13 protein-coding genes are annotated in these 24269 nt (G+C 69.6%); 4 read left to right on the top strand and 9 right to left on the bottom strand.

Going from position 1 to position 24269, the window contains the following annotated elements; genetic code table 11:
- Nucleotides 1-34: 34 nt before the first annotated feature.
- Both ABT367_RS23845 and ABT367_RS23840 read right to left on the bottom strand, forming a co-directional pair.
- Nucleotides 35-1567, bottom strand: a complete 1533-nt coding sequence (locus ABT367_RS23845) for a GH12 family glycosyl hydrolase domain-containing protein (protein WP_352255117.1) — start codon at nucleotides 1565-1567, stop codon at nucleotides 35-37.
- A complete protein-coding gene (locus ABT367_RS23840) occupies nucleotides 1564-4392 on the bottom strand; it encodes a glycoside hydrolase family 48 protein (RefSeq protein ID WP_352255116.1) in 2829 nt (942 codons plus the stop codon). The genes ABT367_RS23845 and ABT367_RS23840 overlap by 4 nt, the downstream gene beginning before the upstream one ends.
- Nucleotides 4393-6012: 1620 nt before the next feature.
- Between ABT367_RS23840 and ABT367_RS23835 the strand changes: the two genes are divergently transcribed.
- The 3 genes from ABT367_RS23835 to ABT367_RS23825 all read left to right on the top strand — a co-directional run bounded on the left by ABT367_RS23835 (nucleotide 6013) and on the right by ABT367_RS23825 (nucleotide 7904).
- Complete coding sequence (locus ABT367_RS23835) at nucleotides 6013-6597, top strand: TIGR03086 family metal-binding protein (protein ID WP_352255115.1); 585 nt, start codon at nucleotides 6013-6015, stop codon at nucleotides 6595-6597.
- A 239-nt stretch (nucleotides 6598-6836) separates the two neighbouring features.
- Nucleotides 6837-7433, top strand: a complete 597-nt coding sequence (locus ABT367_RS23830; protein ID WP_352255114.1) for a hypothetical protein — start codon at nucleotides 6837-6839, stop codon at nucleotides 7431-7433.
- 93 nt (nucleotides 7434-7526) lie between these two features.
- On the top strand, nucleotides 7527-7904 hold the full coding sequence (locus ABT367_RS23825; RefSeq protein ID WP_352255113.1) for a hypothetical protein: 378 nt from the start codon (nucleotides 7527-7529) through the stop codon (nucleotides 7902-7904).
- Between the two features lie 45 nt (nucleotides 7905-7949).
- On the opposite strand, the gene ABT367_RS23820 is transcribed toward ABT367_RS23825, so the two are convergent.
- The 6 genes from ABT367_RS23820 to ABT367_RS23795 form a co-directional block, all read right to left on the bottom strand.
- Nucleotides 7950-9296, bottom strand: a complete 1347-nt coding sequence (locus ABT367_RS23820; RefSeq protein WP_352255112.1) for a protein kinase domain-containing protein — start codon at nucleotides 9294-9296, stop codon at nucleotides 7950-7952.
- The gene (locus tag ABT367_RS23815; RefSeq protein ID WP_352255111.1) at nucleotides 9296-11650 is read right to left on the bottom strand and encodes an ATP-dependent Clp protease ATP-binding subunit; all 2355 of its coding nucleotides are present in this window, start codon (nucleotides 11648-11650) and stop codon (nucleotides 9296-9298) included. Before ABT367_RS23815 ends, ABT367_RS23820 begins: the two co-directional genes overlap by 1 nt.
- Nucleotides 11651-11885: 235 nt before the next feature.
- Nucleotides 11886-15227 carry a WD40 repeat domain-containing serine/threonine protein kinase gene (locus tag ABT367_RS23810; RefSeq protein ID WP_352255110.1) on the bottom strand — a complete coding sequence of 1114 codons (3342 nt, stop codon included), beginning with the start codon at nucleotides 15225-15227 and terminating at the stop codon, nucleotides 11886-11888.
- 95 nt (nucleotides 15228-15322) lie between these two features.
- Nucleotides 15323-17827 carry a HEAT repeat domain-containing protein gene (locus ABT367_RS23805; protein WP_352255109.1) on the bottom strand — a complete coding sequence of 835 codons (2505 nt, stop codon included), beginning with the start codon at nucleotides 17825-17827 and terminating at the stop codon, nucleotides 15323-15325.
- Between the two features lie 21 nt (nucleotides 17828-17848).
- A complete protein-coding gene (locus ABT367_RS23800) occupies nucleotides 17849-18292 on the bottom strand; it encodes a TY-Chap domain-containing protein (RefSeq protein ID WP_352255108.1) in 444 nt (147 codons plus the stop codon).
- Nucleotides 18289-18795, bottom strand: a complete 507-nt coding sequence (locus tag ABT367_RS23795) for a DUF6301 family protein (protein ID WP_352255107.1) — start codon at nucleotides 18793-18795, stop codon at nucleotides 18289-18291. Before ABT367_RS23795 ends, ABT367_RS23800 begins: the two co-directional genes overlap by 4 nt.
- 436 nt (nucleotides 18796-19231) lie before the next feature.
- On the opposite strand from ABT367_RS23795, the gene ABT367_RS23790 reads away from it, so the two are divergent.
- Nucleotides 19232-21490 (top strand): helix-turn-helix transcriptional regulator, encoded by a 2259-nt coding sequence (locus ABT367_RS23790; RefSeq protein WP_352255106.1) that lies wholly within the window; start codon nucleotides 19232-19234, stop codon nucleotides 21488-21490.
- A 53-nt stretch (nucleotides 21491-21543) separates the two neighbouring features.
- On the opposite strand, the gene ABT367_RS23785 is transcribed toward ABT367_RS23790, so the two are convergent.
- Nucleotides 21544-23556 (bottom strand): ATP-binding protein, encoded by a 2013-nt coding sequence (locus ABT367_RS23785; RefSeq protein WP_352255105.1) that lies wholly within the window; start codon nucleotides 23554-23556, stop codon nucleotides 21544-21546.
- Nucleotides 23557-24269: the final 713 nt, after the last annotated feature.

The raw sequence follows: 24269 nt of genomic DNA, 5'->3' as shown, positions 1-24269 counted from the left end.
AAGGATTCCCGCCACCGGGTGTCTGGGGGGTGGATCAGGGCGCGGTGCCCCACAGGAGCTGGCCGCCGGAGTAGACGCCGATCTTCGGAGCGTCCGTATACGAACTCGCCGTGCCGTGGCTGTAGTCGTCGGCCTCGTTCAAGTTCGACCAGTCCGCCCGGTGCAGCCGCAGCTGGATGTCACCGGTCGATGCACCCGCGGCCAGCGAGCCACCGGTGACATTGACCTTCAGATAGCGATTGGCCCCGGCCGTCGTGCCGTTGGTCGACACCGAGTGGGTCAGGTTCGCGCAGCCGATCTGCGCCCAGTCGCACCACGTCGTGTACGACGAAGCAGAGTCGTCGAACCAGTAGCGGATCTCGACATCCTTCAGGCTCTCCGCACTGGAACCGGTGTTGACCAACTGGACGTTCATCCCGACGGCGTTGTCGGTCGGGCTCGTGTTGCTCGCCTTGTACTGCACCTTCAGGTTGCCGGTGCCCGTGCCACCGCCCGGTGCGGTGGTGACGCTCACCGGACCGGTGGGCGGCGAGGCATTCCCGGCCGCGTCCAGGGCGCGCACGGTGTAGCTGTACGCGGTGGACGCCGTCAGGCCCGTATCGGTGTAGGTCGTGCCTCCGGTGGAGCCGACGCGCGTGCCGCCGCGGTAGACCTCGTACGCCGTGACGCCGACGTCGTCCGTGGCGGGATCCCAGGCCAGCGTGGCGGACGACGGACTCGCCGCGGTGGAGCGCAAGTTGCCGGGCACGGTTGGCGGCGTGGTGTCTCCGCCGCTCGAGCCCTTGCCGGCGTCGAACGAGAAGGAGTTCACGCCCAGCCCTTGGCCGCCCTGCCAGATCTCGAAGCCTGCCTCGGCGTCGATCAGGTAGTGCGCGGGGTTGATCTGGCCACGCGCGGTGGCGTCGTCGATGAGGTCCTTCACGTCCAGGTCGGTCACCGCGGTGGCGCCGCCCTGCAGCACGTAGGAGATGACCTTCCAGCCGGAGGCGCCGGGGCCGGTCCATACGTCCCACGTCCGGCCGTCCGCGGTGAACGTCGCCGTGCGCGAACCGATCGGCTGGACGCCGCCGCGGTGGTTGATCCAGATCATCACCTCCGTGCCGTCCGGCTGATCGTCGGTGGTGGGCGTGGAGTTGAACCACAGGTCGTACGCGGCGTTCCAGGCACCGGAGGCGACCTGGGTGGTGTCGAACGTCGAGCGGGCGCTGCCCAGTTCGCTCACCTTGATCGGCAGGCCGCTGTTCGCGGTGCACGCGCCCCAGTGGCAGCCCTTGTAGCTGGACGGGTAGGTGGCCGGCGGCCCTGCCGTGGTGAGCGAGAAGTTCGCCTCGGTCAGCCGCCAGGCGCCGGTGTCGGGGTCCACGCTCACACACTGGCGCGCCGAGGAGTTCCACTCGTTCTGCTGGTAGGTGTATGCGCCGCCCTGCAACGCGGTGGTGCCCCACGGGGTGCAGTCGGTGATCGGTGCGGCCGTCGCCGGGCCCGCGCCGGTGAGCAGTGCGAGCCCGGCGAGCAGTGCGCTCGCGGCAAAGGCGGCGAGGACGCCGCGCAGATGACGTCCCGTCACGGCTCCATCCCCCAGACGAGTTCTCCGCCCACGTACGCGGTGATCTTTGAGGCGTCCGCGAAGGAAGAGTTGGTGCCGCGGCTGTAGTCGTCGGCCTCGTTGAAGTTCGACCAGTCGCTCTTGTGCACGCGCAGCTGGATCTCGCCGGAGTCGCCGCCTGCGGCCATGCTGCCCGCGCCGGCGGTGAAGCCGACCTCCAGATAGCGGTCCGCGCCGGACTTCGGGCTGCTCATCGCGACCACGCGGTGGGTGATGTTGGCGCCGCCCAGCATCGCCCAGTCGCACCAGGTGGTGTACGAGGACGGGCCGCCGTCGCCGGTGAAGTAGTAGCGGACGGTCAGTGTGGAGAGGCTGAGCGCGCCGCCGCCGGTGTTGACGGCCTTCAGGGACATGCGGATGGCGTTGTCGGTGGCGTTGGAATCGGTGCTCTTGTACTGGACCTTGGCTCCGCCGGTGCCTCCGCCGGCCTTGGTGGTGCCGGTGACCTCGGTGGACAGTGCGGAGGCATTGCCTGCCGCGTCGCGGGCGGCGACCTGGTAGCGGTAGGCGGTGGCGGCCGAGAGCCCGGAATCGGTGTAGCTGGTCGCGGTCGGAGTGCCGACCGGGGTGCCGTCGCGGTAGACGTCGTACGCCGCGACGCCGGTGTCGTCGGTGGAAGCCGTCCACGACAGCGACACGCTGGTGCTGGTCGTCGCGGTGACCTGGAGGCCCGTGGGGACGGTCGGCGGGGTGGTGTCGTCGCCGCCTGGGTCGCCCTCGTCGCCGAGGAGTTCGGCGTACGAGGCGAAGGAGAGCGCCAGCGCCGCCTGCGCCCAGAAGCGGTGGTACGTGAAAACCGGCGGAGCGCCGCCGTCGAGGTATGCCTGCACCTTCGACCAGCCCGGCTCCTGCTTGAGCCACGGCCGCATCCCGATGAAGGTCGCACCGGCGCCCAGCTGCACGCCCTGCGGGGAGGTGCCGGACCAGCCCGCGGGGAAGTGGACCGGGTTGTCGAAGCGGTCGTAGTCACGGCGGGTCTCGGGGACGGCGATGCCCTGGGCATCCGCGTGAGCGGCCATCGCGTCGAGCAGGGCCTTGGCCAGTCCGGCGGCGTCGGCGTCCCCGGACTTCGCCGCGTAGTAGATCAGCGTCATGGCCAGCGCCGCGCCCACGCCCACGTCGTCGCCGTAGTCGACGACCGAGACATGCAGGCCTGCGTTGGCGCCGGGAGAGGCGGCGTTCCAGGTGTCGGGGGCGCCGGTCCAGCCGAGCGTCGAGGGGAAGCGGTAGCTGCCGTCGGCGCCGACGGTGGTGTGCTCGGCGGCCCAGGCCACCCACTTGTCGAGGACCGTCTTGGCACTCGCGTTGCCGGAGACGTAGTAGCACTGGGCGACGCGCTCCATGCACCAGACCTGGAAGCCGAACCAGTTGTTGCTCGGCGGGTCGTGATACACGGGCTGCCAGTCATACGCCATGCCGTAGAAGGTGGGCGTGCCGGCCGGCGGCGTGCCGTACTGGCCGTCCCAGCTGTTGGAGCAGCCGCCGGCGAGCCCGCCCTCGGCGGACTGCAGCCAGCGCAGGAACTCCAGCTGCCGGGTGAGGGACTTCTGCCAGTCGCCCTTGGCGGTCGGCGACTTGGGGACGAGCGCGGGGACCGTGGACAGTACCCAGGCGGCCAGCGGGTTCTGGTAGCCCTGGTGGGCGATGCCGTCGCCGATCCGCCAGGCCCAGCCGCCGCCGGTGCCGGTGGAGCCGCCCCAGGCGTAGTACCAGGACAGCAGGTAATGCTGGGCGTCGCGGCCGGAGGCGGCCTCGCAGCCGGTGGGGCTGGTGCAGTTGCCGATTTTCTTGAAGTACTTGTCGAACATCGAGTAGCGCAGGTAGTCGCCCATCTTCGCGGCCCTGGCGACGGAGGCGGCGACCTGGCTCTCCTTGCCCTGCGCCCGCGCCCAGGTCAGCGCCCAGTAGGCGGCCTGCACGGCACGCGCGTCGGCATCGGGGGCGTTGGTGTACTTCCACTGCTTCGCGTACGAGGCGTCCTTGACGAAGAGGTCGAGGTAGCCGTTGGGCCCGCCGTACTTGAAGAGGTCCGTGGTGGGCTGCGGAACGGTCTCCCAGACGGACTCCTGCGCGCCGCGCTGGTAGCTGTTGATGAAGGAAGCCATCTTGCCCGGGCCGAGCTGGTCGCCGGTGCCGGGCTTGTTGCCGAAGCCGTAGACGTTGTCGAGGTCCATCAGCCAGTGCATGCCATAGACATCCATCGTCCCGTAGGAGGAGGCGAGTTCGGCGGCGAGAGGGTCGGAGCCGACGGGGACGGCCGGATTCAGCTCGGACGGGTAGCTGGTGACCTGCGGGTGCTCGGGCGCGTAGGTGGCGGGCTTTGCGGGGCTGTAGGAGTCGTTGGTGGGCTGGTCGATGTGCGGCGGGATGATCGAGGCCTCGGCGACCTCCCAGGACTTGTTGAACGGGGCCCAGTCGCCGGTGACCCGGCCGTACGCCGCCTCCAGCCAGATCCAGAAGCTGAACGCCTCGGAGGTCGTCTGATGACCGTGGTCGGGGGCCTCGACGATCAGCGTCTCGACACTGTGGAACGGGATGCCGTCCGGGCTGAAGTAGCCGTTGTCCGGGTTCTTGATCTTCTCGTACTGGGTGAGGAAGGCCTGGGTGTACGGGCGGTCGGCAGCGGCCGCGGCCGCTTGCGGGCCGGGCGGGACCTGGGCCTCGGCGGACCGGGCGAGACCCTGCCCCACGCCAAGGGCGACGAGCGCCCCGCCGGCCGCGGTGGCGAACGAACGCCGGGACAGTAAGTCAGACTTTGGTGATCTTTCGGGCATTTCGTGCTGCATGGGCTCGGCTCCTCCGTCAAGGGTGGGGTGGGAGTGGTGAGCGCGACCGGACCGCACATGGAGCGCGGTACCGGCGACGGCTTTGGGCCGCCTAGTGCACGGTTCGATGCGCCTGCGAAAGAGGTGCTCGTACCGCGGATGTCGTGGTCTGCCTCGTCCACGTTCGACCTGTCGGTCGCACCGAACTGCGGCTGCGTCGCGCCGCTTGCGTCTCCAGGGGCGAGGCCGCCGCGGCCGCGGCGAAGCTGCGAGGCATCCGCCGCGTGGCGGGCAGCGTCATGCCGGTTCCTCTCTCCGAATGCAGGAGGTGACGGTTGTCGCCGAACCCCACGAACCGGCATCCCTCCGGTCGCAGAACTCCGTCCCCTCCTCGCGGCTCTGGCGAGGGTGTTGCAAGACTTGAAGCAGTGGGAGCGCTCCCAAAGTGCCGCGCAGAGGTGTACCTGTCAACAGGCCGGACGCAGACTGGCCATCATCTGACGAAATTGGCTCCACTTCGGGCGCTGTGGATGTTGCCGCTCGGCGAGCGTCCGAGGGGAAGCGAATCCGATCTTCCTCGACTCATGATTTCGATCGGTCGATCGTGGCGCTGATCGCCAAGCAGGCCCGCCTATTGGGCGTAATCGCGCCCGAGGTGCCGCGTATGGAGAGACGGCCACACCCCGGCGAATTACCGGAGGTCGATCAAGCTAATAGTCACGCCCTGGAAGCAGGACTGGGTGGCCTCGAACTGTAGCCACGGACGCAGGGTCCGCGATATCTCAGAGGCCGTGAACAAGAATTTCCATCAGGATCTGACGGGCCGCCATAAACGTCAATCGACGTACCCTTCCCCGATCAACTGACTTAGCCTGCAGGCCAAAAGAAGAATGCGAATCGCCATACCAGAGAAGGGGTGAAAACGTCCACGCCGATGGAGCGCCTGTGCTCGTTGCAGGGGTTACTACCTGCCAGGATGCGGGGAAGGCCACACACTGGAACGCCACTGTCTCCAGCTGCTCAACCCAGAATTGTTCCGCATGCACCAGAGACGCGGCTACCGAGAATCCGGCGCGATGACACCCTCATGTGCGCAGAAATAGTTGACGGCACGTCACAGGCGAATGCTTTGGCGATCACAGGGCTCCACGTTCCGACTCGGCCCGATAATTGACCAGCTAGACCGTCCTATACCGAGAGGGCGGTGAGCCTGAGCAACAAGCACCCATCATCCTTACCAGTTGCCGCCCCACCCAATGCGGATCGTAGTGAAATGACGGACCGGAACACGGTGATTCTCGAAGGCAACTTTTCCGGCCAATTTGACCGCTTGGATCACGAGTTGATGCTGGCGATCATCACGGATGGAGATCCACAATGGGCCGCTTGTGCAGCCGATCGGGCACGTACTGATGGCCAGGCGTCTGGAGGACCGGTGGCGGAACGCAACGTTGAGCGGCGCACGACAGGGCGGCGTGGCCTCGCCAGTTCGGTCCAACATCCATCTGGACCGGTTCGATCAATTTCTTGAACAGTCGCCGTTCCAGAGCAAGTTGAGCGCCACGCGCACGGCCACGCACCCGTGGTCCGTGACACCACCGACCTCCTCCGCTGTCGGCGCCTCCTTGTAGCCTCCCCACCATGCCGACTGAACTGGCCCACGACCCGCGCCCGGCCCTCTCCCGGGCACTTGACCAAGCCGGGAAACAGGTTGCGGCGGTGACTCCCGATGAACTGAGCAACCGCACTCCCTGCGCCGAGTACGACGTTCGCGCGCTGCTCGGGCACATGGTTTCGGTACTGCACAAACTCATCCGAGTCGGCACCGGACAAGGTGCCCGCGACGTGCCCGAAGTGATCGACGACATCGCCGACGACAGCTGGACAAGCACTTTCACCCTGGCCCGCAGCGAGGTCGAGCAAGTGTGGGCCGACGACGAGCAGCTCGACCGAATGATTACTCTCCCGTGGGCCACGCTGCCCGGCCGCGATGTTCTCGAGGCGTACGCCCACGAGTTCACTGCTCATTCCTGGGACCTCGCCCATGCCACAAGGCGGCTTGCCGAACTCGACCCCGACCTTGCCACGCGGGCACTCGAGGCATTTACGAAGTTCGCCCCGCCGGAGGACCGCAGCCAACAGGGGCCGTTCGGCCCGGTCGTCACGGTGCCCGACGATGCCGGCGTCTACACCCGGCTAGCCGCGTACCTGGGGCGCCGACCATAGCCAGCAGCGCCCCTCGTCACCTTGGGCCGACAGGACCACCGGCTTTCGGGCGTGCATGATCCGTAATCGCCATACATGTCTCCTCGCTTCGCATGCGCAGCGCTGACCAGGTGTACCGCAGCGTCGTACAACGTGGTCCTCAAGGGGAAAATGCCCGCGCGCATCCAGCAGGCCCATGCCACGATGCTGCTGCTCGGCCACAGGGCGGCGGGGCAGGGCAGGAGCTCCGGGGGCACAGCATGGGACTTGACTACAGTTACGAGATCTTCGTGCCCGCGCGGAACGTCGCCACAGCGCTGACCGCACTCACCGAGCTCGCACCGCCGGAGCGCCACGTACCGCCGCTCTCCCTCACGCTGCCCGGTGGCATCGGGCTCGAGGTCCCTTTCACCTCGAACTTCAAGAGCGATCCGGTCGATTGCACCAGCGCTGCCACGCTCGAGCTCGACACCAGCATCATGGTCGCCCCTGACGACGCGGTCCTCGAGGACCGCGCCGGCCGCCCCATCGAGCCCGACGAGTTCGGCCGTATTCTGGTCGGATACGTCTACCTGACGGTCACGTTCGCGTCAGAGCTCCACCCGGGATACGCCTCACTCGACTTCTGCGCGGCCACCTCCTCCATGAGCCGGATGTTCGAGCGCTCCCCCAACATGCGCGCCGTATTCACCGACCTGACCGCCGCCTGTGGCGGCGTGTGCTGCCTGCTGGACACCGAGTCGGACCACTTCACGATCTGCTGGCTGAACGGCCGCACCGTCCATGACACGGTCCCCGGCCCTCGCTTCCCCGACGACCGCGCCCTGGTCGGCATCTGGCCGGTCCCGCACACCTAGACCTGGGCCAGGAAGCGTGAACTCGCCGAGGCCCGGCGGGAACTGGCCGGGATCACGTAGCGTGGATCAAGGAGAGGGGACGGTGCGGTGGAGTTGAAGACCGTTGGAATGTACCGGGAGATGTACGGGGGCCGGCACGATCACCTGCCGTCGTTCTACGACTCCGTGGCCACCGAGGAACTACCCGACCGGGACGCCGTGTTGAGTTACCTGCGCCGCGGGCCCGGTGTCTTCGACATCATGACCGCCGAGCCGCACTTCTTCGAGGAGGACCGGTACATCCCTGGCGGCCCCTCGATGCATTCGGACGGCGTGTGGCTCTGGCGGGTGGACTCCATCGAGTATCTGACGCAGCAGCCGCTGGTCATCCCGGCCGAGTTCGTCGCACATGTGCGGGCTGCGGGATATGAGCCCCCGGCATCCGTTGAGTGGACGGATGAGTTGAGCGCAGCCGTGGATGTGTATTTCTGAGGCACGTGCGCGCAACTACCCGTACCGGATAGGGATGTCCGGGGATTACATGGCCTGCTCCAGCGCCATCCGGAAGTCCGCCGCGCTCCGGAAGCCGATCTCCGGGCGTTCACGAAGTGCCTGATCGATGACGTCCGCGAGCGGCGCCGGAACACCGGGATCGCGTCGGCGGATGGGAACGGCCGGCTCCTGCAGGACGACCTGCCAGGGGTCCTTCCCCCGAGGGAACTCGCGGGGTGTCTTGCCGGTGAGCGCGTGATAGAGGCAGGCGGCGAGAGCCCAGACGTCCACCGCGGGCGGCGCCTTGCGGAAGTTGACGACCTGCTGGCGGGGCATGAACATCGGCTTGCCCGCCGTGGCACCGGTCCGGGTGAGGCCGCTCAGGCCGGCCTGGTCGAAGGCCTTGCCGATGCCGAAGTCCGCGATCTTCGCCGTCCTGGAGCCGTCCAGGAGAATGTTGGACGGGGTGAGGTCGCGGTGGATGACGCCCTGCTCATGGGCGTGTTCCAGTCCGCGCAGGGCCTGCAGGGTCAGGGGTACGGCCTCGTCCACGGGGAGGCGGCCGCCGCGTCCGGCAAGGAGGTGGTCGAGGCTGCCGCCGGTGCAGTACTCGGTGGTCAGATAGAAGATGCCGTTGGCGAAGCCGGCATCGTGCAGCGCCACCACATGCGGATGCCGCAGCGCCCGGGTCAGACCCACCTCGCGCAGGAAGCGGGCCCGGGCCGTGGCGTTCGCCGCGACCTTGGGCAGCATCACCTTGAGCGCCACCTGCTCGCCGGTCGACTCGTGCCGCGCCAGATACACCGCGCCCATTCCGCCCCGGCCGAGCTCGCGCAGCACGGTATAGCCATGGATGGCCTTCAGGTCGGCGCGCCCGCCCTTCGCCTGGTCGAGCAGCTGCCGCAGCACGGCGGCGGGTTCCGACTGGCAGGCGGCGCACAGCACTTCCCCGTCCCTGCCGGTGCCTCCCACCTCGCGGCCGCACCGGGCGCAGGCCCCCAGGACGCGGGTGGACTGCGCTCGCGTGACGCCGACGCGCAGCACGGTCTCGCCGACGCGGATCTCGTCGCCGTCGGACAGATCGTGTTCGGGGTAGGAGTCGCCGGCGGCCTCGGCGGGGGTGAGCCCCTCACGGCGTTGGCCGATCTTCTCGCCGTTCACGTAGGTGCCGTTGAGGCTGCCGAAGTCACGTATGCGGATGTCGGGCGGGTTGATGTCGATGAGGCAATGATGGCGGGAGACGGTGCGATGGTGCTCGTCGTTCGGCAGCCGCGGCGAGCAGTCGGCGGCGCGGCCGACGACGCAGGTGGCGCGGCCGTCGTAGACGTACTCGGCCGGGTCGAGGCGTCCCTTGACGAGTGTGAGTTTGACAGTGGCGGGCGGCGTCGTCATCAGGGCTGCTCCGTTACGAAGGTCAGCGCCCCGTCCGCGGCATCCGCACGGACCACCGAGCCGTCGGGGATGTCGCCGTTCAGGAGGGCGCGGGCGAGGGGCTGGACGAGAAGGCGGTCGACGGACTGCTCCAGGAAGCGCGCGCCGGCCCGGCGGTCGGTGCCGTGGCGCAGGAGCAGGGCACGAGCCGCGGGGGTCAGGGTCAGGGTGATCGCGCGGGCGGCCAGACGCGTGCGGACGCGGTCGAGGATCTTGTCGAGCACGGGGTCCAGATCGGCGTCGGACAGCGGGGAGAACACGACGATCCGGTTGATCCGGCCGAGGAGTTCGGGGCGCAGGTGCCGGCGCAGGGCGTCGAGGACCGGCCGGTGCGAGGGGTCCTCGTGACCGGGTTCGGCGGCGCGCGGGCCGCCCCTGGCTGCGGGCACCGCCGTTCCGCCCGGGGACGCGAATTCGACCGGCGGCGCCCCGGCGAATCCGAAGCCTCCCGTCGGCCGCGCAGCCACCCCTGTGCCCAGATTCGACGTCAGGATCACGACCGCCTCGGAGAACGGCACCCGCCGCCCTCGCGCGTCCGTCAACTGACCCTCGTCGCAGATCTGCAGCAGTACGTCCAGGACTTCCGGATGCGCCTTCTCCACCTCGTCGAAGAGCACCACGCTGTGCGGATGGTCCCGCAGTGGGCCGCTCAGCTGTCCCTCGCGGTCGTGCCCGACGTATCCGGGTGGAGCACCGAGCAGCCGTGAAACGGCGTGCCGTTCCTTGTACTCCGACAGGTCGATACGCACCAGCCGCCGCTCGTCGGTGAAGAGGAAGTCGGCCAGTGCCTTGGCCAGTTCCGTCTTCCCCGTGCCGGTCGGCCCCGCGAAGAGCAGCACCCCCACAGGCCGCCGCGGATCGCCCAGACCGGACCGCCCGGTGCGCACCGCCTCGGCCACGGCCCGTACGGCCTCGTCCTGCCCGACCACGCGGCGGCGCAGATGCTCCTCCATCGCGAGAAGCCGGTCCGCTTCCGCCCGCGCCACTTGGTGCAGCGGCAGCCGGGCCTGTTCGGCGACGACCGCCGCCACCTCGTCCCGGCCGATCGGCAGCGGCGGTGCCGGCTCGGCGTCCGGACTCAGCGTGCGGATGCGGGCCGCCGCGCACGCCTGGTCAAGGGCGTCGATGGCCTTGTCCGGCAGCCGCTGGTCGGGCAGATGCCGCATCGTCAGGTCCACGGCCGCCTCCACGGCCTCCGGTTCGATCCGTACGCCGTGGTGCGCGGCGAACGATTCGGCGATGCCGTCGAGTATCGCCAGCGCCTCGTCCCGGTCCGGCTCGTCGACCCAGACGACTTCGAAGCGGCGCTGCAGTGCCGGATCGTCCTCGATGTCGCGGCGGTACTCGCCGGGCGTCGTGGCCCCGACGCACCGCAACTCGCCTCGGGCCAGCGCGGGTTTGAGGATGTTGGCGGCGTCGCTCGCCCCGCGTCCTCCGGCCCGCAGGACGGTGTGCAGCTCGTCGATGAAGAGGATCACGTCCGGCGCGTCCCGCGCCTCGGCCAGGACCGCTTGCATCCGCGCCTCGAACTCCCCGCGGTATTGCGCGCCCGCAAGCAGCGCCGACATGGACAGCTCCACGATCCGCGCCCCGGCCAGCTCGGCAGGGGCTCCGGGCGACGCGAGCCGCTGGGCGAGGCCTTCGACGATGCCGGTCTTGCCGGTGCCCGCGTGGCCGACGAGGACCGCGTTGGCCTTGCGCTGCCGAATGAGGATGCGGGCGAGGGTACGCAGCTCGGTGCCGCGTCCGATGAGCCGCGGCAGTTTCCCGGCCCGGGCCAGGGCGCTCAAGTCGCGTCCGTAGAGGTCGAGATGCGGGGTGTCCGGCACCGCGTGGAAGAACGCGGCACGGGCGTCGCTGATCCCGTACGACTCGAGGACGTGCCGGCCGACGGGTGTGAGTTCGTCGAGGACGGCTTGCAGCAGATGTACGGTGCCGGCCTTCTCCGGGCCCGCCAGTTCCGTGGCGCGGCGCAAGGCCCGGCGGGTGGCGCGGCTCAGCGGGCGCTCGCCCGCGCCGGGTCCGCCCTCGACGACCAGTGCCTCGCGCAGACTCCGGCGCAGCCTGCGGGGACTGATCCCGGCGCGGGCGAACGACTCCATGACCCGCTGGGCATCGGCCTCGATCGACTCCCGTACCCCCGGCTCCTGCTGACCGCGCGCGAGGATCGCCGGCAGATCAGGGCGGCACAACGTGCCCATCCCCACCAGGAGATGATCCGGCTCGACCTCTAGTGCCCGGCCCGAACGTGCCTCGACCAGCGCCCGGGCCAGCACGAACAGCACGCTGTCGGCGTAGGCGGCGTCCCCGCTCATGTCCCCCTCCTGTCCCCGCTGCGGTCCCTGCTCATGGCGCGCCGCCGGCTGTCGCGATCATCGGCCCCTGCTCCCCCATCCCGTACGTGACCTGTCCCGACCCGTGCGGGACCTGTCCCGACCCGTGCGTGATCCGCCCCGTCCCGAACGTGACCATCGAATCCCGCGCGGCGTCCCACACGCGTCACAGCCCCGTCCCACACCCGTCCCACATGGCAACACCGGCCGCCGAACGTCACGTTGCGGCCGTCAGCTCCCAGTCCAGCTCCCACAACCGCACACTGCCGTCCTCACTGCCGGACAGCAGGTAGCGGTCGTCCGGCGTCAGCGCCAGGCCGTTGACCTGCCCCGTATGACCTTCCAGGGTGCGGACATGCCGTCCGGTGGCGATCTCCCAGATCCGCACGGCGCCCTCCTCGTCCCCCGAGAACGCGAACAGCCCGTCCGAGCTCAGCCGCGCCGTCCACACCACGTCCTCGTCGTCCCGCTCCTTGCTGAGCCCCCGCACGAACTCTCCGGTCACCGCGTCGGTCACCCACAGCGTCCAGTCCCCGTGATGCCCGGAGCTCAGCACGATCCTGCCGTCCGCGCTCAGGCAGACCGACGTCACCCAGACACCCGGGTGCGGGGCGGTCACTTCCGTCCCGGATTCCATGTCCCAGATGTGCAGCGTGCCGTCGAAGCCGGCGGACACCGCACGCCGCGCGTCGGCGCTGAGCCACACGCTGTTGGAGTGACCGCCGGGCAGGGTCCGTATCAGATCGACGGCCGTCAGGTCCCACAGCCGCAACTGACCGTCCAGACAAGCCGTCAGCACCAATCCGTCCGCACTGACCGACGCCGTCCCTCGGTCCCCCGTCGCACCCGTACCGCGACGGCCCCGAAGTCCGTCGCTGGGATCCGTGTTGAGCACTGTGGGCCAGTGGCCGTGCGGGGCCGACCGCAGGACGATGCGCCGGTTCCCGCTGGCCACCACCCGACGCCCTTCGGACAGGAGCGCGACCGTCCCCGTACCGTCGTCCTTCCAGGCCGCGAGCTGCGCACCGGTCTTCGTGTCCCACAGCCGGACCTGCCCGCCGCCCGACGCGCAGACCTTCACACCGTCCGGGGAGATCGCCACCGACCCCACCGACTGGATGTCCGTCAGCTCCCACGCCGCACGCACCGACCGCACCCCGGACCGCACCGCTTTGGCGCTGAGCACCCGCCACAGCTCCATCGCCCGCGGATCACTGGCGTGGCCGGGCACGGCCCTGGCGCGCTGCACCAGATCCACCGCCACCGAAGTCCGGCCTGCGGCAAGGGCCTTCTCCGCGCCGGCCAGGAGCGCGGCACTCCAGCGTCCGTGGCGGTCGAGGTCGGCCTGGCGCCGGGGCCTGCCGAGGACCGGGGTGGCCGTGAACGTGCCCGGGGGATCCCACTGCAGCCACCGCGCGTCGTCCATGTCCATGATCGTCGCTCCGTCGTCGCCGAGTCGCAGCCGCAGCTCCCGGAAGCGTGTGTTGTGGTTTTCGAAGGTCCGCAGGCACCGGCCCCGGTCCAGATCCCACAGGCGTATGCGGCTGTCGTCCTCGACCCCGGAGAGTGCGTAGCGGCCGTCCGGGCTGAGGACGAGCGTCGTGACCGTCCAGCCCGGTGCGGCCATGGTGGCGATCTCACGGCCCTGGTCGATATCCCACACCTTCAGCTCGTGCCGGCGCGGGCTGTTGATCGCGGCGACGACGGCACGCCGGCCATCGCGGCTCAGAGCGACAGTGTCGACCTGATGACGCTGCTCCGGCATGGTCCACAGGAGGCTGCGGGAGGCGAGGTCCCAGGCCTGAACGGTGTCGTGACCGGTGAGGGTGAGGGCGCGGCCGTTGCTCACGTCGAACGCGGTGATGTCGTCCTGCGAGGTGATGACGTACGGCTGTCCCTCGGGGAAGTCCCAGGCGGTGAGGCCTCCGCCGGCCAGCGCCACGACGGTGCGGGCGTCGGGGGTCAGCCGCACCTCGCTGACCTGCGGCAGCCGCTTGACGCCGAGCCGGCGGTCCTCGGGCAGGTCCCACTGCCGTACGACGCCGCCGGCATCGGCGGTGACCGCTCGGCGGGCCGTGGCGTCGACGGCGACGATATCCGTGTCGTGGCCGGTGAGGGTGCGGTGGGCTTCGCCGGTCGGCAGATGCCAGAGCTGGACCAGGCCGCCGGGCCCGCCGGCCAGCGCCCAACTCCCGTCCGGGTACAGCCGCACGTGCCGCGGCCTGCCCGTCCAGGTTTCCTTCCAGGGCAGCGGTTGGGAACGGTCCGTGGTGCCCTGGCCGGCATCGAGCGCGGTGCGCAGCGCCGCGGCCTCCTCGGTGCGGGGGCGGGCGCGGTCCATTTCGTCCAGGAGCGGCCCGACGCTGCCGTGGTCGCCGCGCTCCAGGTGGACCTGGGCCAGCAGATGGCGGACCTGCCAGGCATCAGTGACGGTATCGGCACGCAGGCTTTCCAGCGAAGCGACGAATTCGTCGTCGAGCAGCTTGCCCTGCCGCCACTGATGCAGACCGCGGTTGTACGTCGCGACGAGATGACGCGGGTCCGCGGCGAGCGCGGCCTCGAACGCCTCCTCCGCATCGGCGGTACGTCCGAGGTCGAGCAGCGACAGGGCACGGTTGTTCAGCTCGTCGGCGCGGAGATCGGCCCCGGCCGGTCGGGCACGGGGGTAGGGCGCACCGGTCATGTCCTCGTACAGGCCGGTCAGTACGTCCGCCACGTCCGCCAGCGAGGCCGGCCGGCGGGCGGGATCCTGGCGCAGGCAGCGGGCGAGGAGGGCCCCGATGCCCGGCGGCATGGGCGGCCCGTCCTCGTTGTCGGCCCGGTACTCGGCCAGGGCCTCCGCCGCGGCGGGACCGGCCAGCCAGGTCACCTCGCCGGTGAACATCTCCAGGACCAGGACGCCGAAGCTGTACACATCGGTGCGGCGGCTGACGCGTTCGCCGGCGGCCTGTTCTGGCGAGGCGTAGGCGAGGGTGAGGCCGGCGTGGGTGACGAGAAGGGAGCCCTCGTCCTGCTCGGCGCCGGGCTGGGTGCTTGCGGCGGTGCTCGGGAGGGCCCGGGCGAGACCGAAGTCGGTCACCTTGACCGTGTCGTCGAGGTCGACGAGTACGTTGCCGGGCTTGACGTCCTGGTGCACGAGACCGCGGCTGTGCGCGTAGTCGAGGCCCCAGGCGACCTGGATGGCGAAGTCGACGATGCGGGCGAGGACTTCGGCGGGCCGGCCCTCGTGCAGCCGTCCGTCACGGATCCAGTCGGCAACGCTGCCACCGCTGATGTACTCGGAGAAGACACGCGGTACGCCGTCGATCGTGCGCACGTAATGACAGCCGCACACATGCGGATGCAGACCGAGGGACACCCAGGTCTCGGCCTCGGCCACGAACCGGTCGAGGAATCCCGCACCGGCGAGCAGCTCCGGGCGCGGTGACTTCATGGCCAGCATGACGCCCCACTCGAGGTGCTTCACGCGGTGGACGAGGCCCATTCCCCCTTGCTCATGGACCATCCACACCTCGTACTGCCCGTCCACGACATACGGCTCCAGCCAGCGCCCCGCCACCACAACTCCCCCGTGCCATCCCGCACTTCAGCGGTGATCAAGACTGCCACCCGTACCCCGGTCCGCGTGCTCACTCCAAAAATCCCGACGGACCGTCAGCCGCCGGACGCGACCTCCGCCCCTGAGGCGTCCTCGGCGGTGGCGGCGTCCCGCACGGCAGTGGCATCCAGCACCGCGCGCACCGCCGCACACAGCAGCTCGTCATCCCGGACCGCGCCCCAGTGGTCATGGCGCACGGGGCGTTCGTCCGCCTCGAGGAGGGCGTGCAGCACAGGCAGGGCCGAGGTGACGGACGCCGGGTCGGCGGCGGCGACTTCGGCGAGGAGGTGCAGGGGGTCGAGGACCGTGGCGCCGGCGCTGCCGGGTGGCGGGCAGATTCCGACGAGGTCGATCAGGGCCTGGACGACCTGCCGAGGGTCCGCGGTGAGCCGCCACAGACTCCGTACGGTCCTCATCGCGTCGGAGCAGTTGCCGTGCCTGATCCGTTCCCTGGCGGTGGCGGCCAGTCGCCGTGCGACCCGTTCCGCGACGGGCGGATGCGTGGCGGCGACCTCGGCGAGCAGCTCCAGGGCCTCGACACCGCCCGGCGTCTGGTGGGCGTCGGCAGCGCTCCGCGCCGTCAACTCCTCCAGTCCCGGGAGTACTTCGTCCGGGTCATCGGTGACCCGCCACAGCGCCCGGGCCCGCTCCACGGCACCCTTCGGCGCATCGGACCAGCGGCCGGGCTTCCTGCTCAGCGCCTCGCGGAACAACTCGCGCAGTCCGTCCGCCGCCGAGGCCCCGAGCGAACTGCCGAGCGTGACGCAGGCCCGGAGCAGGGTCGGCTCGGGCAGTTCGGGGCTGGGCTCCGGGAAGCCGCGGTGGTCGGTTGAGTGCAGCAGGGCGCGTACGGGTTCGTCGTCTCCGGTGAGTGCGTGGTAGTCGAAGGGGCTGATGGAGTCGAGGTCCGGGTAGCCCGAGGTCTCTGGGTGCTTCAGTCGTCGGCGCAGCCGGTCGCGATGGGCGGCGGCGACGGGACCGCTGTCCATCCGGAGCAGTGCGTGCGCGGCCACCATCAACGTCTTTTCGTCATCGAGGAGTTCGATCAGCCGCGGGATGACCCGTCCTCCGTCCTGGTGCCATCGGCGCAGGATCGTGTGGTACGCGTGCGGTTGGTGCGCCGAGGCCGCGAGGCAGGCCAGGAGGGGGTCGAGGAGTACGTCGGCATGGGCGGCGAAGGGGGCGAGCGCCTCGGCGAGACTGAGATCGCCGGCGTTCCAGCCGCGGTCGGCCGAGGCGGGGTGGCCGTACGTGAATCCTCCGGGGGCGCCGAACCCTCCATGGACGGTGAACCCTTTGTGCGCGGTGAGCAGTTCGGCGAGAAGGGGTACGCAGCGGGCGTCGCCGATGCGGCTCAGGGCCCGACCGGCGTGTTCCCGCACCGGTGCGTGGGCTTCGTCCGCCGACGTGAGCTGGGCGGCGATGCGGTCGGCCCACGGGTGCGCGGCCGGGCCGCACATGGCGAGCACCCGCAGCGCGAACACACGGTTGTCCGCATCGGTGTCGTCCACGAGCCCGGCGACGGCGGGCAGGAGGTCGGGGACGGCGGAGCGCCAACGGGATATCACCCTGGCGGCGACTCTGAGGCCGCCCGCCCGCGTTGCCGCTTCGTCGTGGCCCAACAGCGCGCGGGCGAGGCCGAGTCGTCCGGGCAGGTCCGCGCCGAGCCGTCGGTCGGCTGCGGTGATGACGTCGATACGCGTGAAGGAGTGCTCCACGGGGACATGCGCCGATGCGCCCGCGGAGGCGAGCAGGGCTTCGGTGGTGGCGCGGGCGTAGCGAGGGTCGGCGTGGTCGGGCAGCGCGCGGCGCAGCGCCTGGACGGCGTGCAGCCGGACGTCGTGGCGTACTTCGTCGTACCAGGCGAGCCAGGCCTCGATGTCCTCGTCGAAGTCGGGCTCCGCGCCCTTGCCTTGGTCGGTCGTACGCGACCGCAGCCAGGCCAGGGCCGCTTCGCGGTGGCGGATGGCGTAGCGGGCGAGCTCTCCGACGGCGAGTACGAGGCGTTCGGCCTGCCACAGGTCGGGCTCACTCTCGAAGCGCGTCCGCAGGACGGGGATGAGGGTGTCCGCGTGGGCGGCGGCCTGTGCGAGTGCGCGGACCGCGCCGGCCCTGATGAGGTCGTCCTCGTCGTCGAGCAGCGGCAGCAGCCCACGTGCCGCACGTGCCCAGGCGGCCGGCCACGAAGGGTCGACGGTGGGCCGCCACTTGCCTTTGAGGAGCGGGGCGACCTCCGCGGTGGGGGCGGTGTTGCCCGTCTCGGCGATCTCGGCGACCGTCTGCAGGATGTCGCAGCGCACCGTCACGTCCGGATCCCGGGCGGCCTCGACGAGGAACGGCACGATCTCGGCGGCCGCCGCCCGCACCGAACTGCCGTCACCGACGGCCGCGAAGTACAGACTCGTGCACATCTCGTCGGCCGCGTCGCGGTCGGCCGACCAGAGCTCATCCAGCACCTGCGCGTCGTACCGCTCGGTGCTGTAGGGATCGACCACCTTCGCCCAGTCGACCTGTGCGGCGAGCCGCGCCAGTCGTCGCGCCTTCGCCTCCTGTGCGGACATGGCGCCGCTCGCCGCCCTTCGTCAGGTCTGCGGGGTGAGGCCGAGGCGGGGCAAGGCCAGAGAGCGATTGCCCCTGCGCCCGTCCCACGCCTCGTAGACGAGCGCCTGCGGTCCTGCGATCCGCAGACCGTCGCGCAGCCCGGTCACGGTCATCCCCGCCAGTTCGCGGTACGCGGCCGAAGGGGACGGCCAGGGCAGTTCCGCCCACCAGTTGTGCCCGTACACGGTGTCCGCGGGCGGCTTCCATCCCGCATCGGTGATCAGCCTGCTGCCCGCTTCCCCGGCGCGCAGTGCGGGGTCGAGGTGGTGATCGCCGACCAGTTCGGCCTCGACCGTCGTCTCACTCTGCAGGAACTGCGCGTACCTGCCTGTCTGCCCGGCCTCTCTGATGATCAGCACCGAACCGGCGGACAGCGAGGCCAGCTCCTCGGCGAGCGCCTCGCCGAACCCGTCCCACCCCCTCACAGCAGCCCCTCTTCGTACGCGTCCATCTGCCGAAGCTCCTCGTCGAGCGCAAGGCGTTTGTTGGTCGCCAGCTCCAGGTACACCGCGCTTCCCGAACGACGCAGCACCAGGGTGGTGTCCACGCCGGCCCAGTGGATCTCGGCATCCGCACCCGGCCTGCGGTCCGTCGGTTCACCCAGCGACGTGCCCAGTGCGGCGGCCATTCTCACGAAGGCGTCCAAGGGCAGGTCCCACTCCACCGTGTAATCGGTCAGACGCAGCTGCACGCGCTCCACCAACTGCCCGTCCTGCGCACTCCCCCGGCGGGCGGTGGCACGGCCGGTCCTCTTGAACCCGGTGTCGAGCAGCTCCCAACGCGGCCGGATCATCAGCGCCTGACGCGGAAACTGCGCCGACCGCCTCGCACTCGGCGTGGCCCCCAACTCCCATGTGCAGTCCAAGGACCGCAACCGTGCCGCGAATTCGACCACTTCGGCATCGCTCAACGCACGCCATTGCGTCATACGTCGTCAGAGGCGCGGCGCCGTATTCGGCCCGCCTCCGTCCTCCCCACGCTCCACGCGGCGATACCGCACCAGATGACCCTGTGTTGTGTATCGGTGCAGGCACTCGCACCGAATGATCCGTCACAGACCGGGCCCCACAGGCTACTTGGCCATCCGGGGACCGGAATGGTCAGGGCCACCTCAATGGCGGGAGGAGGGGCGCGCGCTCAGGGTGTGCGCGAGGTTTCCCGGTGCGGTCCTGGTGCGGTGCCGGTGCCGAAATCCAGACAGCGGCCTGCTACGCCACCAGTCGGGAAATGCCCTGATGTGCCATGACCGACCAGGCGGACAACTACATACAGTCCTCCCGAAGCCACTAGGGTCTCATTTCCCGATACGTACCTCCGGGGTGTATGACGCGTCCCGGCAGAAGGCAGTTCACCATTGGAGTTCCATGGAAGGTGACCAGAGCGCGGGGTACCCGGGCCGGGTCCCTTTCGGGGTCACGCCCTTCGTGGGCCGCGGTACGGACATCGCTGCTGTGCTCGAACTGGCCCGCGCCTCCCGCCTGGTGACCCTGACCGGCCCGGGCGGAATCGGGAAGTCACGCCTGGCAACACAGGCCGCACTGCACATGGCCGAGGAGTTCACGGACGGCGCATGCATGGCGGACCTGTCACCGCTCACCGAATCGGCCCTCCTGGCCGACAGCATCGCGGCATCCCTGGGGCTGCACGACGGCAACGCACGTTCGTCCGCCGACGCCATCGCGGATCATCTCCGCGACCGCAACGTGCTGTTGATCCTGGACACCTGCGAGCATGTGGTGGACGAGTGCGCCGTACTCGTCGAGCGGCTCCTCAGCCAGGCGCCTCGCCTCCATATCCTCGCCACCAGCCGCCAGGCCCTCGCCGTCCGGGGCGAGCATCTCTTCGACGTACCGCCGATGGCGCCGGACGATGCCCTGGACCTGTTCGCGCGGCGCGCCGCTGCCGCCGTCGCGGACTTCACCGTCGACGACACCAACCGTGATCTCCTCAACCAGTTGTGCGGCCGGCTCGACGGCCTGCCGCTCGCCCTGGAGCTGGCGGCCGTACGCCTTCGGGCCCTCTCCCTCGGCGATCTGCATGCCCGCGTGCTGCGCCGCTTCGACATCCTGGACGCACAGCGCTACGGGGCCGTCCCGCGCCAGCACACCCTGCGTGCCTCCATCGAGTGGAGCCACGCCCTGTGCACTCCCGACGAGCAAGCGCTGTGGGCCCGGCTGTCCCGGTTCGCCGGTCCGTTCAGCATCGACTCGGCGGTGCAGGTCTGCCACGACGGCGAGCTGACCGAGGACAGGATCGTCAGCGGGCTGATCGGCCTGGTGGACAAATCGATCGTGCAGTACTCGGGCCAGCGTTCGACAGGTCTGTACCGACTCCTCGACACGTTGCGGGAGTTCGGGATGGAACTGCTGCGCGAGCGGGGCGAGGAACAGCAGATCAGCGCAGCTCATCTCGTCTACTACACGCACCTCGCGGAAACCTTCGACCGGCAGAGCCTGACTCCGGGCCAGGCGGATCGCGTCGCCACCCTCCGCGGCCAGCACGCCGACATCCGCCGCGCCATCGACCACGCACTGAGCCATGGCGAACCGGACTCGGCGGCGCGGCTGATCCACGGCCTGTGGTTGTACTGGCATATCACCGGCCGCCTGGCCGAAGGCCGTTACTGGTGCTCCCTGCTCCAGGACAACAGCCCTGACACCCCCTCACACCAGGTGGTGGCGCGGGGAGTTGCCGGATATCTGGGCGCCGTCCAAGGACACCCGGACAGCCTGCTGGAGACCCGGGACGCTCTGGCCGTGGCGGACCTGACGGACGATCCACTCCTCGCGGGCCGGGCCCGGCTCTACTTCCAGCTCGCCGCTTGCATGAACGGCCTGCCTGACGAGGCATCCAAGGCGTTCAAGGAGGGAAGCGGACTGCTGACCGCCGCACGCGACGGCAACGGCCTGCACCTGATGCGAATGCACGACGGGCTCAGGCACGTACTGCTCCAAGATCTCGACGGCGCCCTGGCGACCAGCGAACGAGGCCTCTCGGACCTGCGGAGCGAGGCGCCCGGTGTCGAGGGATGGGTGCACGCCACGTACTACTACGTCCAGGGCCTGGTCCACATGATGCGCCAGGACCACGCGTCCGGCACGACCGCCTGCCGCGCGGCCCTGCGCGTGGAGCGCGCCCTCGGTGATGTCACCGGGGCGGCCCACAACCTGGAACTGATGGCCTGGCTCACCGGCGGCAGCGGACACCTCACCGATACCGCGTGGCTGCTCGGAGCCGCCGACTCCCTGTGGAACCGCATGGGAGGCCGCCTCACCGGCAACGCCGCGCTGGAAGCCGTACACCAGCGGTTCGAGTCCGCCGCACGCTCCCGACTCGGGGACGCCGACTTCATGGCGCTCTGGCACAAGGGTGCGGCCCTGTCGATGGAGGACGCCATCGACAGGGCCGTCTCCGACCATCACACCCCGAGCCCGAAGCGCCAACCCCTCACACCCCGCGAGCAGGAGGTGGCGGGCCTGGCGGTATCCGGCCTGTCCAACCGCGAGATCGCGGAGAGCCTGGTGCTGTCGAAGCGCACCATCGACGTCCACATGGAACACATCTTCACCAAGCTGGCCATCACCTCCCGCCACGACATCTCGGCCCGCCTCGACACCACGTAGGCCACGAGAAGACCGCAGCAGGGGTGGACCGCCAGTTGTCCGGGCCCACTCAGCTAGTCGCCACCACGCGTCGTCAACGGCGCGCCGTGGCCGAACTGGACTGCCCTACTGGTGGTCACGTAGCGGCGTGACGCGGCTCTCGTGACGAGGAAGGGTGGGATGGGCGCCCCGCTTCCTCTGCCTGCCTCGATAGCGGCGAGGAGATCTCTTAGTTCGGAGATGCCCTGGGAGGCCGGACAGCCCACGCGATGGTCCGCAAGGATGCGGTGGGCTCGACGCCAGGCCCGAGAGACGCGGCCTCTGCTGCAATCGATACGGACCAAGGCGTACCGCGCGAGAAAGCAAGCCCAATCGTCGCCTTGGATCCGGGACTGGGTGAGGGCCCTGCGTGCGGTCCGAAGAGCCTTGGCCGGGTCGGAGTGCGCTTGGACCAGAGCGAGTGTGGCCAAGGCCAATGAGCGGGAAGGGCCCGAGAAGGCATGTCCCGGCATGGTGCGCGCAGCATCGGCGAGGAGCTCTGTCGCGCTTTCGACATGCCCTTGGTCCCAGGAAATGAGCCCTTGGACGAACGCGACGCTGCCTGCTGCGGCACTGTCGTTGCCGAGCATGGCGCTGGGCCATGCCTCCTGGAGCAACCCGGCAGCCGTTTCCGGTGCCGTGCGTGCCAGAAGCCACGCGCCCAGCCAGCCTTCCCGTGTGGACACAGGCGCATCGGGTGGACATGCGGCGCGCAGCCGCAGAAGGTGCCGGCGGCCTTCATCCGCGTGTCCGTACGCGATCCACCAGAACCAAAGGTCCGTAACAATCCCCAGTGCGGCTTGAGCCTGCTGCGGCAGGCGCGCGGCGCGTGTGAGCGCTCCCATGAGGTTCAGGTGCTCCTCCGCGAGCAGGTGGGCGGCTTGACGGCGGCTGCCGCAGTTCCACAGGTGCTCGGCGACCTGGGCGATCTGCCGGCCATGGACCAGATGACGTTCCGCGGCGATGTCCGCTTCACCGGCCCGTGCGAGGCGGTCCTGACCGAACTCCCGTACCGCCGAGGACATTTGGTAGCGCATCGGTTGCAGACCACCGGGATCACCGATCGCGGTGAGTACTCCTTGCGCGGTCAGCCGAGCAAGACACCGCGGGATGTCGCGGGGCTGCACACTGCCGCCCGTACACAGGAAGGCCGTGGAGGACTCGGTGAACGTGCCGGTGAACGTGCTCGCCCTGCTCCACACCGTGCGCTCGGCGGAGTCACAGTCGCCGTAGACCGCCTCGAGGCTGTGGTGCAGTGAGGCCTGACGGGCCAAGGTCGCGTCGGGATTGCTCAACCAGCGTTGACCGGCCTTCAGGCGGTTGGCCAGTTGGTCCAGTTCGAGCGTCCTGAGCTGGTGGGCAGCTTGCTCGATCGCAAGGGGCAGCCCGTCGACGCGTCTGCATACCTCCCGTGCAAGCAGCAGTTCCGCCGCGTCAAAGCGCCGCCCTGGGCGGATAGTGCGTGCGCGGTCGAGGAAGAGGCGCACTGCGGACGATTCGCCGTGGCTTCCGGCGTCGCCCTGATCGAGTGGGCCGAGACGGACCGTGTGCTCAGGGCCGAGCCCAAGCGCACACCGGGCGGTCACGAGCACGCGCAGTTTCGGCAGGCGGTTCAGCAGATGTTGCGTGAGGGACATGCAGGCTCGGTGGACCGGATCCACATCGTCCAGGACCAGTACGACCTCCCGCGACCGTCGCAGCATGACACCGAGACCGCTGACCACGGCATCGCGCCGCCGCCTCCCACCCGCTGCCAGCGCTGTCAGGATTTCGGCGATCGGACCTGTCTCCTTGCGTGCGCTGCGGGTCGTCGAACCCGATCCGGGCCAGCGCACCACCAGTACCGTCCGGCCGTGGTCCGCTCCCGCCAGAGCGGCCTTCATCAGCACGCTCTTGCCGACTCCGGCTGCGCCGGTCACGCTGATCAAAGATGCGCCCTGGTCCAACAGGCTATGGATCTGCTCGAGTTCCCGTTCGCGGCCGATGAGGCCTCCGTCGCCGAGCCCCGTCCGTGGTGTTGGCACCAAGCCGCCGATACCGCTGGTCACCGCTGGCCTTCCGTCACATGCATCGTCAATGGTCCGTTACGGCTCGCGACAGTCGTATGCCATAAGGCGGAACGGTTCTTCGCCTGGTGGGCCTTACGCGACTCGAGCGCACAACGGTTCATCCAACGGCGCGCAAGGCCCCAGGTATTGAGGTCCAGTTGCCAAGCACTCGGCATGGCTACTCGTATGAACACGCGTTCTGGTACCTACATCTGAAGGGGCGGCCGAGAAGGCATCAGCAAGTTCAGATGGTGGCCGGGCTCCAGCGCGTCGGTCACACAGAGGCAGGGAGAGCCGACGTAGCGCTCCCTCCAGGAGGTGATCCGCCCACGTCTTCGATCTAGGTATACGTACCTCGGGGCTCTGGTGGTGTGCCGACCTCTTCGGCTCGACTCCCTCTGGCCCCGGAGCGGGCTGCAGCGTACGCGCAGTTCTTCGGCGTGTGTGCGCCGCATCACGCACAGACGGATCCGACTACGTCGCATGACCTCTCACCGGCCCGGCCGGAGCATGGTGCTGCCCGGAGAGTGCGCGCCGTGACGGGCTGCTTGGGCCGGTCTCTGTCCGAGTGAGTGGGCGGTGCTGCGTCGAGTGGGGTCGTATTGCCGGTAGCGTGCGGGGTCTATGGCGTCGCACCAGGGGGCGCCGGAGTCTGGAGGCACCACCGCATGCTGATCGCTCAGCGCCCTTCGCTGACCGAAGAGGTCGTCGAC

It is taken from the genome of Streptomyces mesophilus (assembly GCF_040300965.1).
GTDB classification, from domain to species: domain Bacteria; phylum Actinomycetota; class Actinomycetes; order Streptomycetales; family Streptomycetaceae; genus Streptomyces; species Streptomyces mesophilus_A.
The sequence above is the reverse complement of the archived record's forward strand: the minus strand, read 5'-3'. Positions and strand labels throughout refer to the sequence as shown.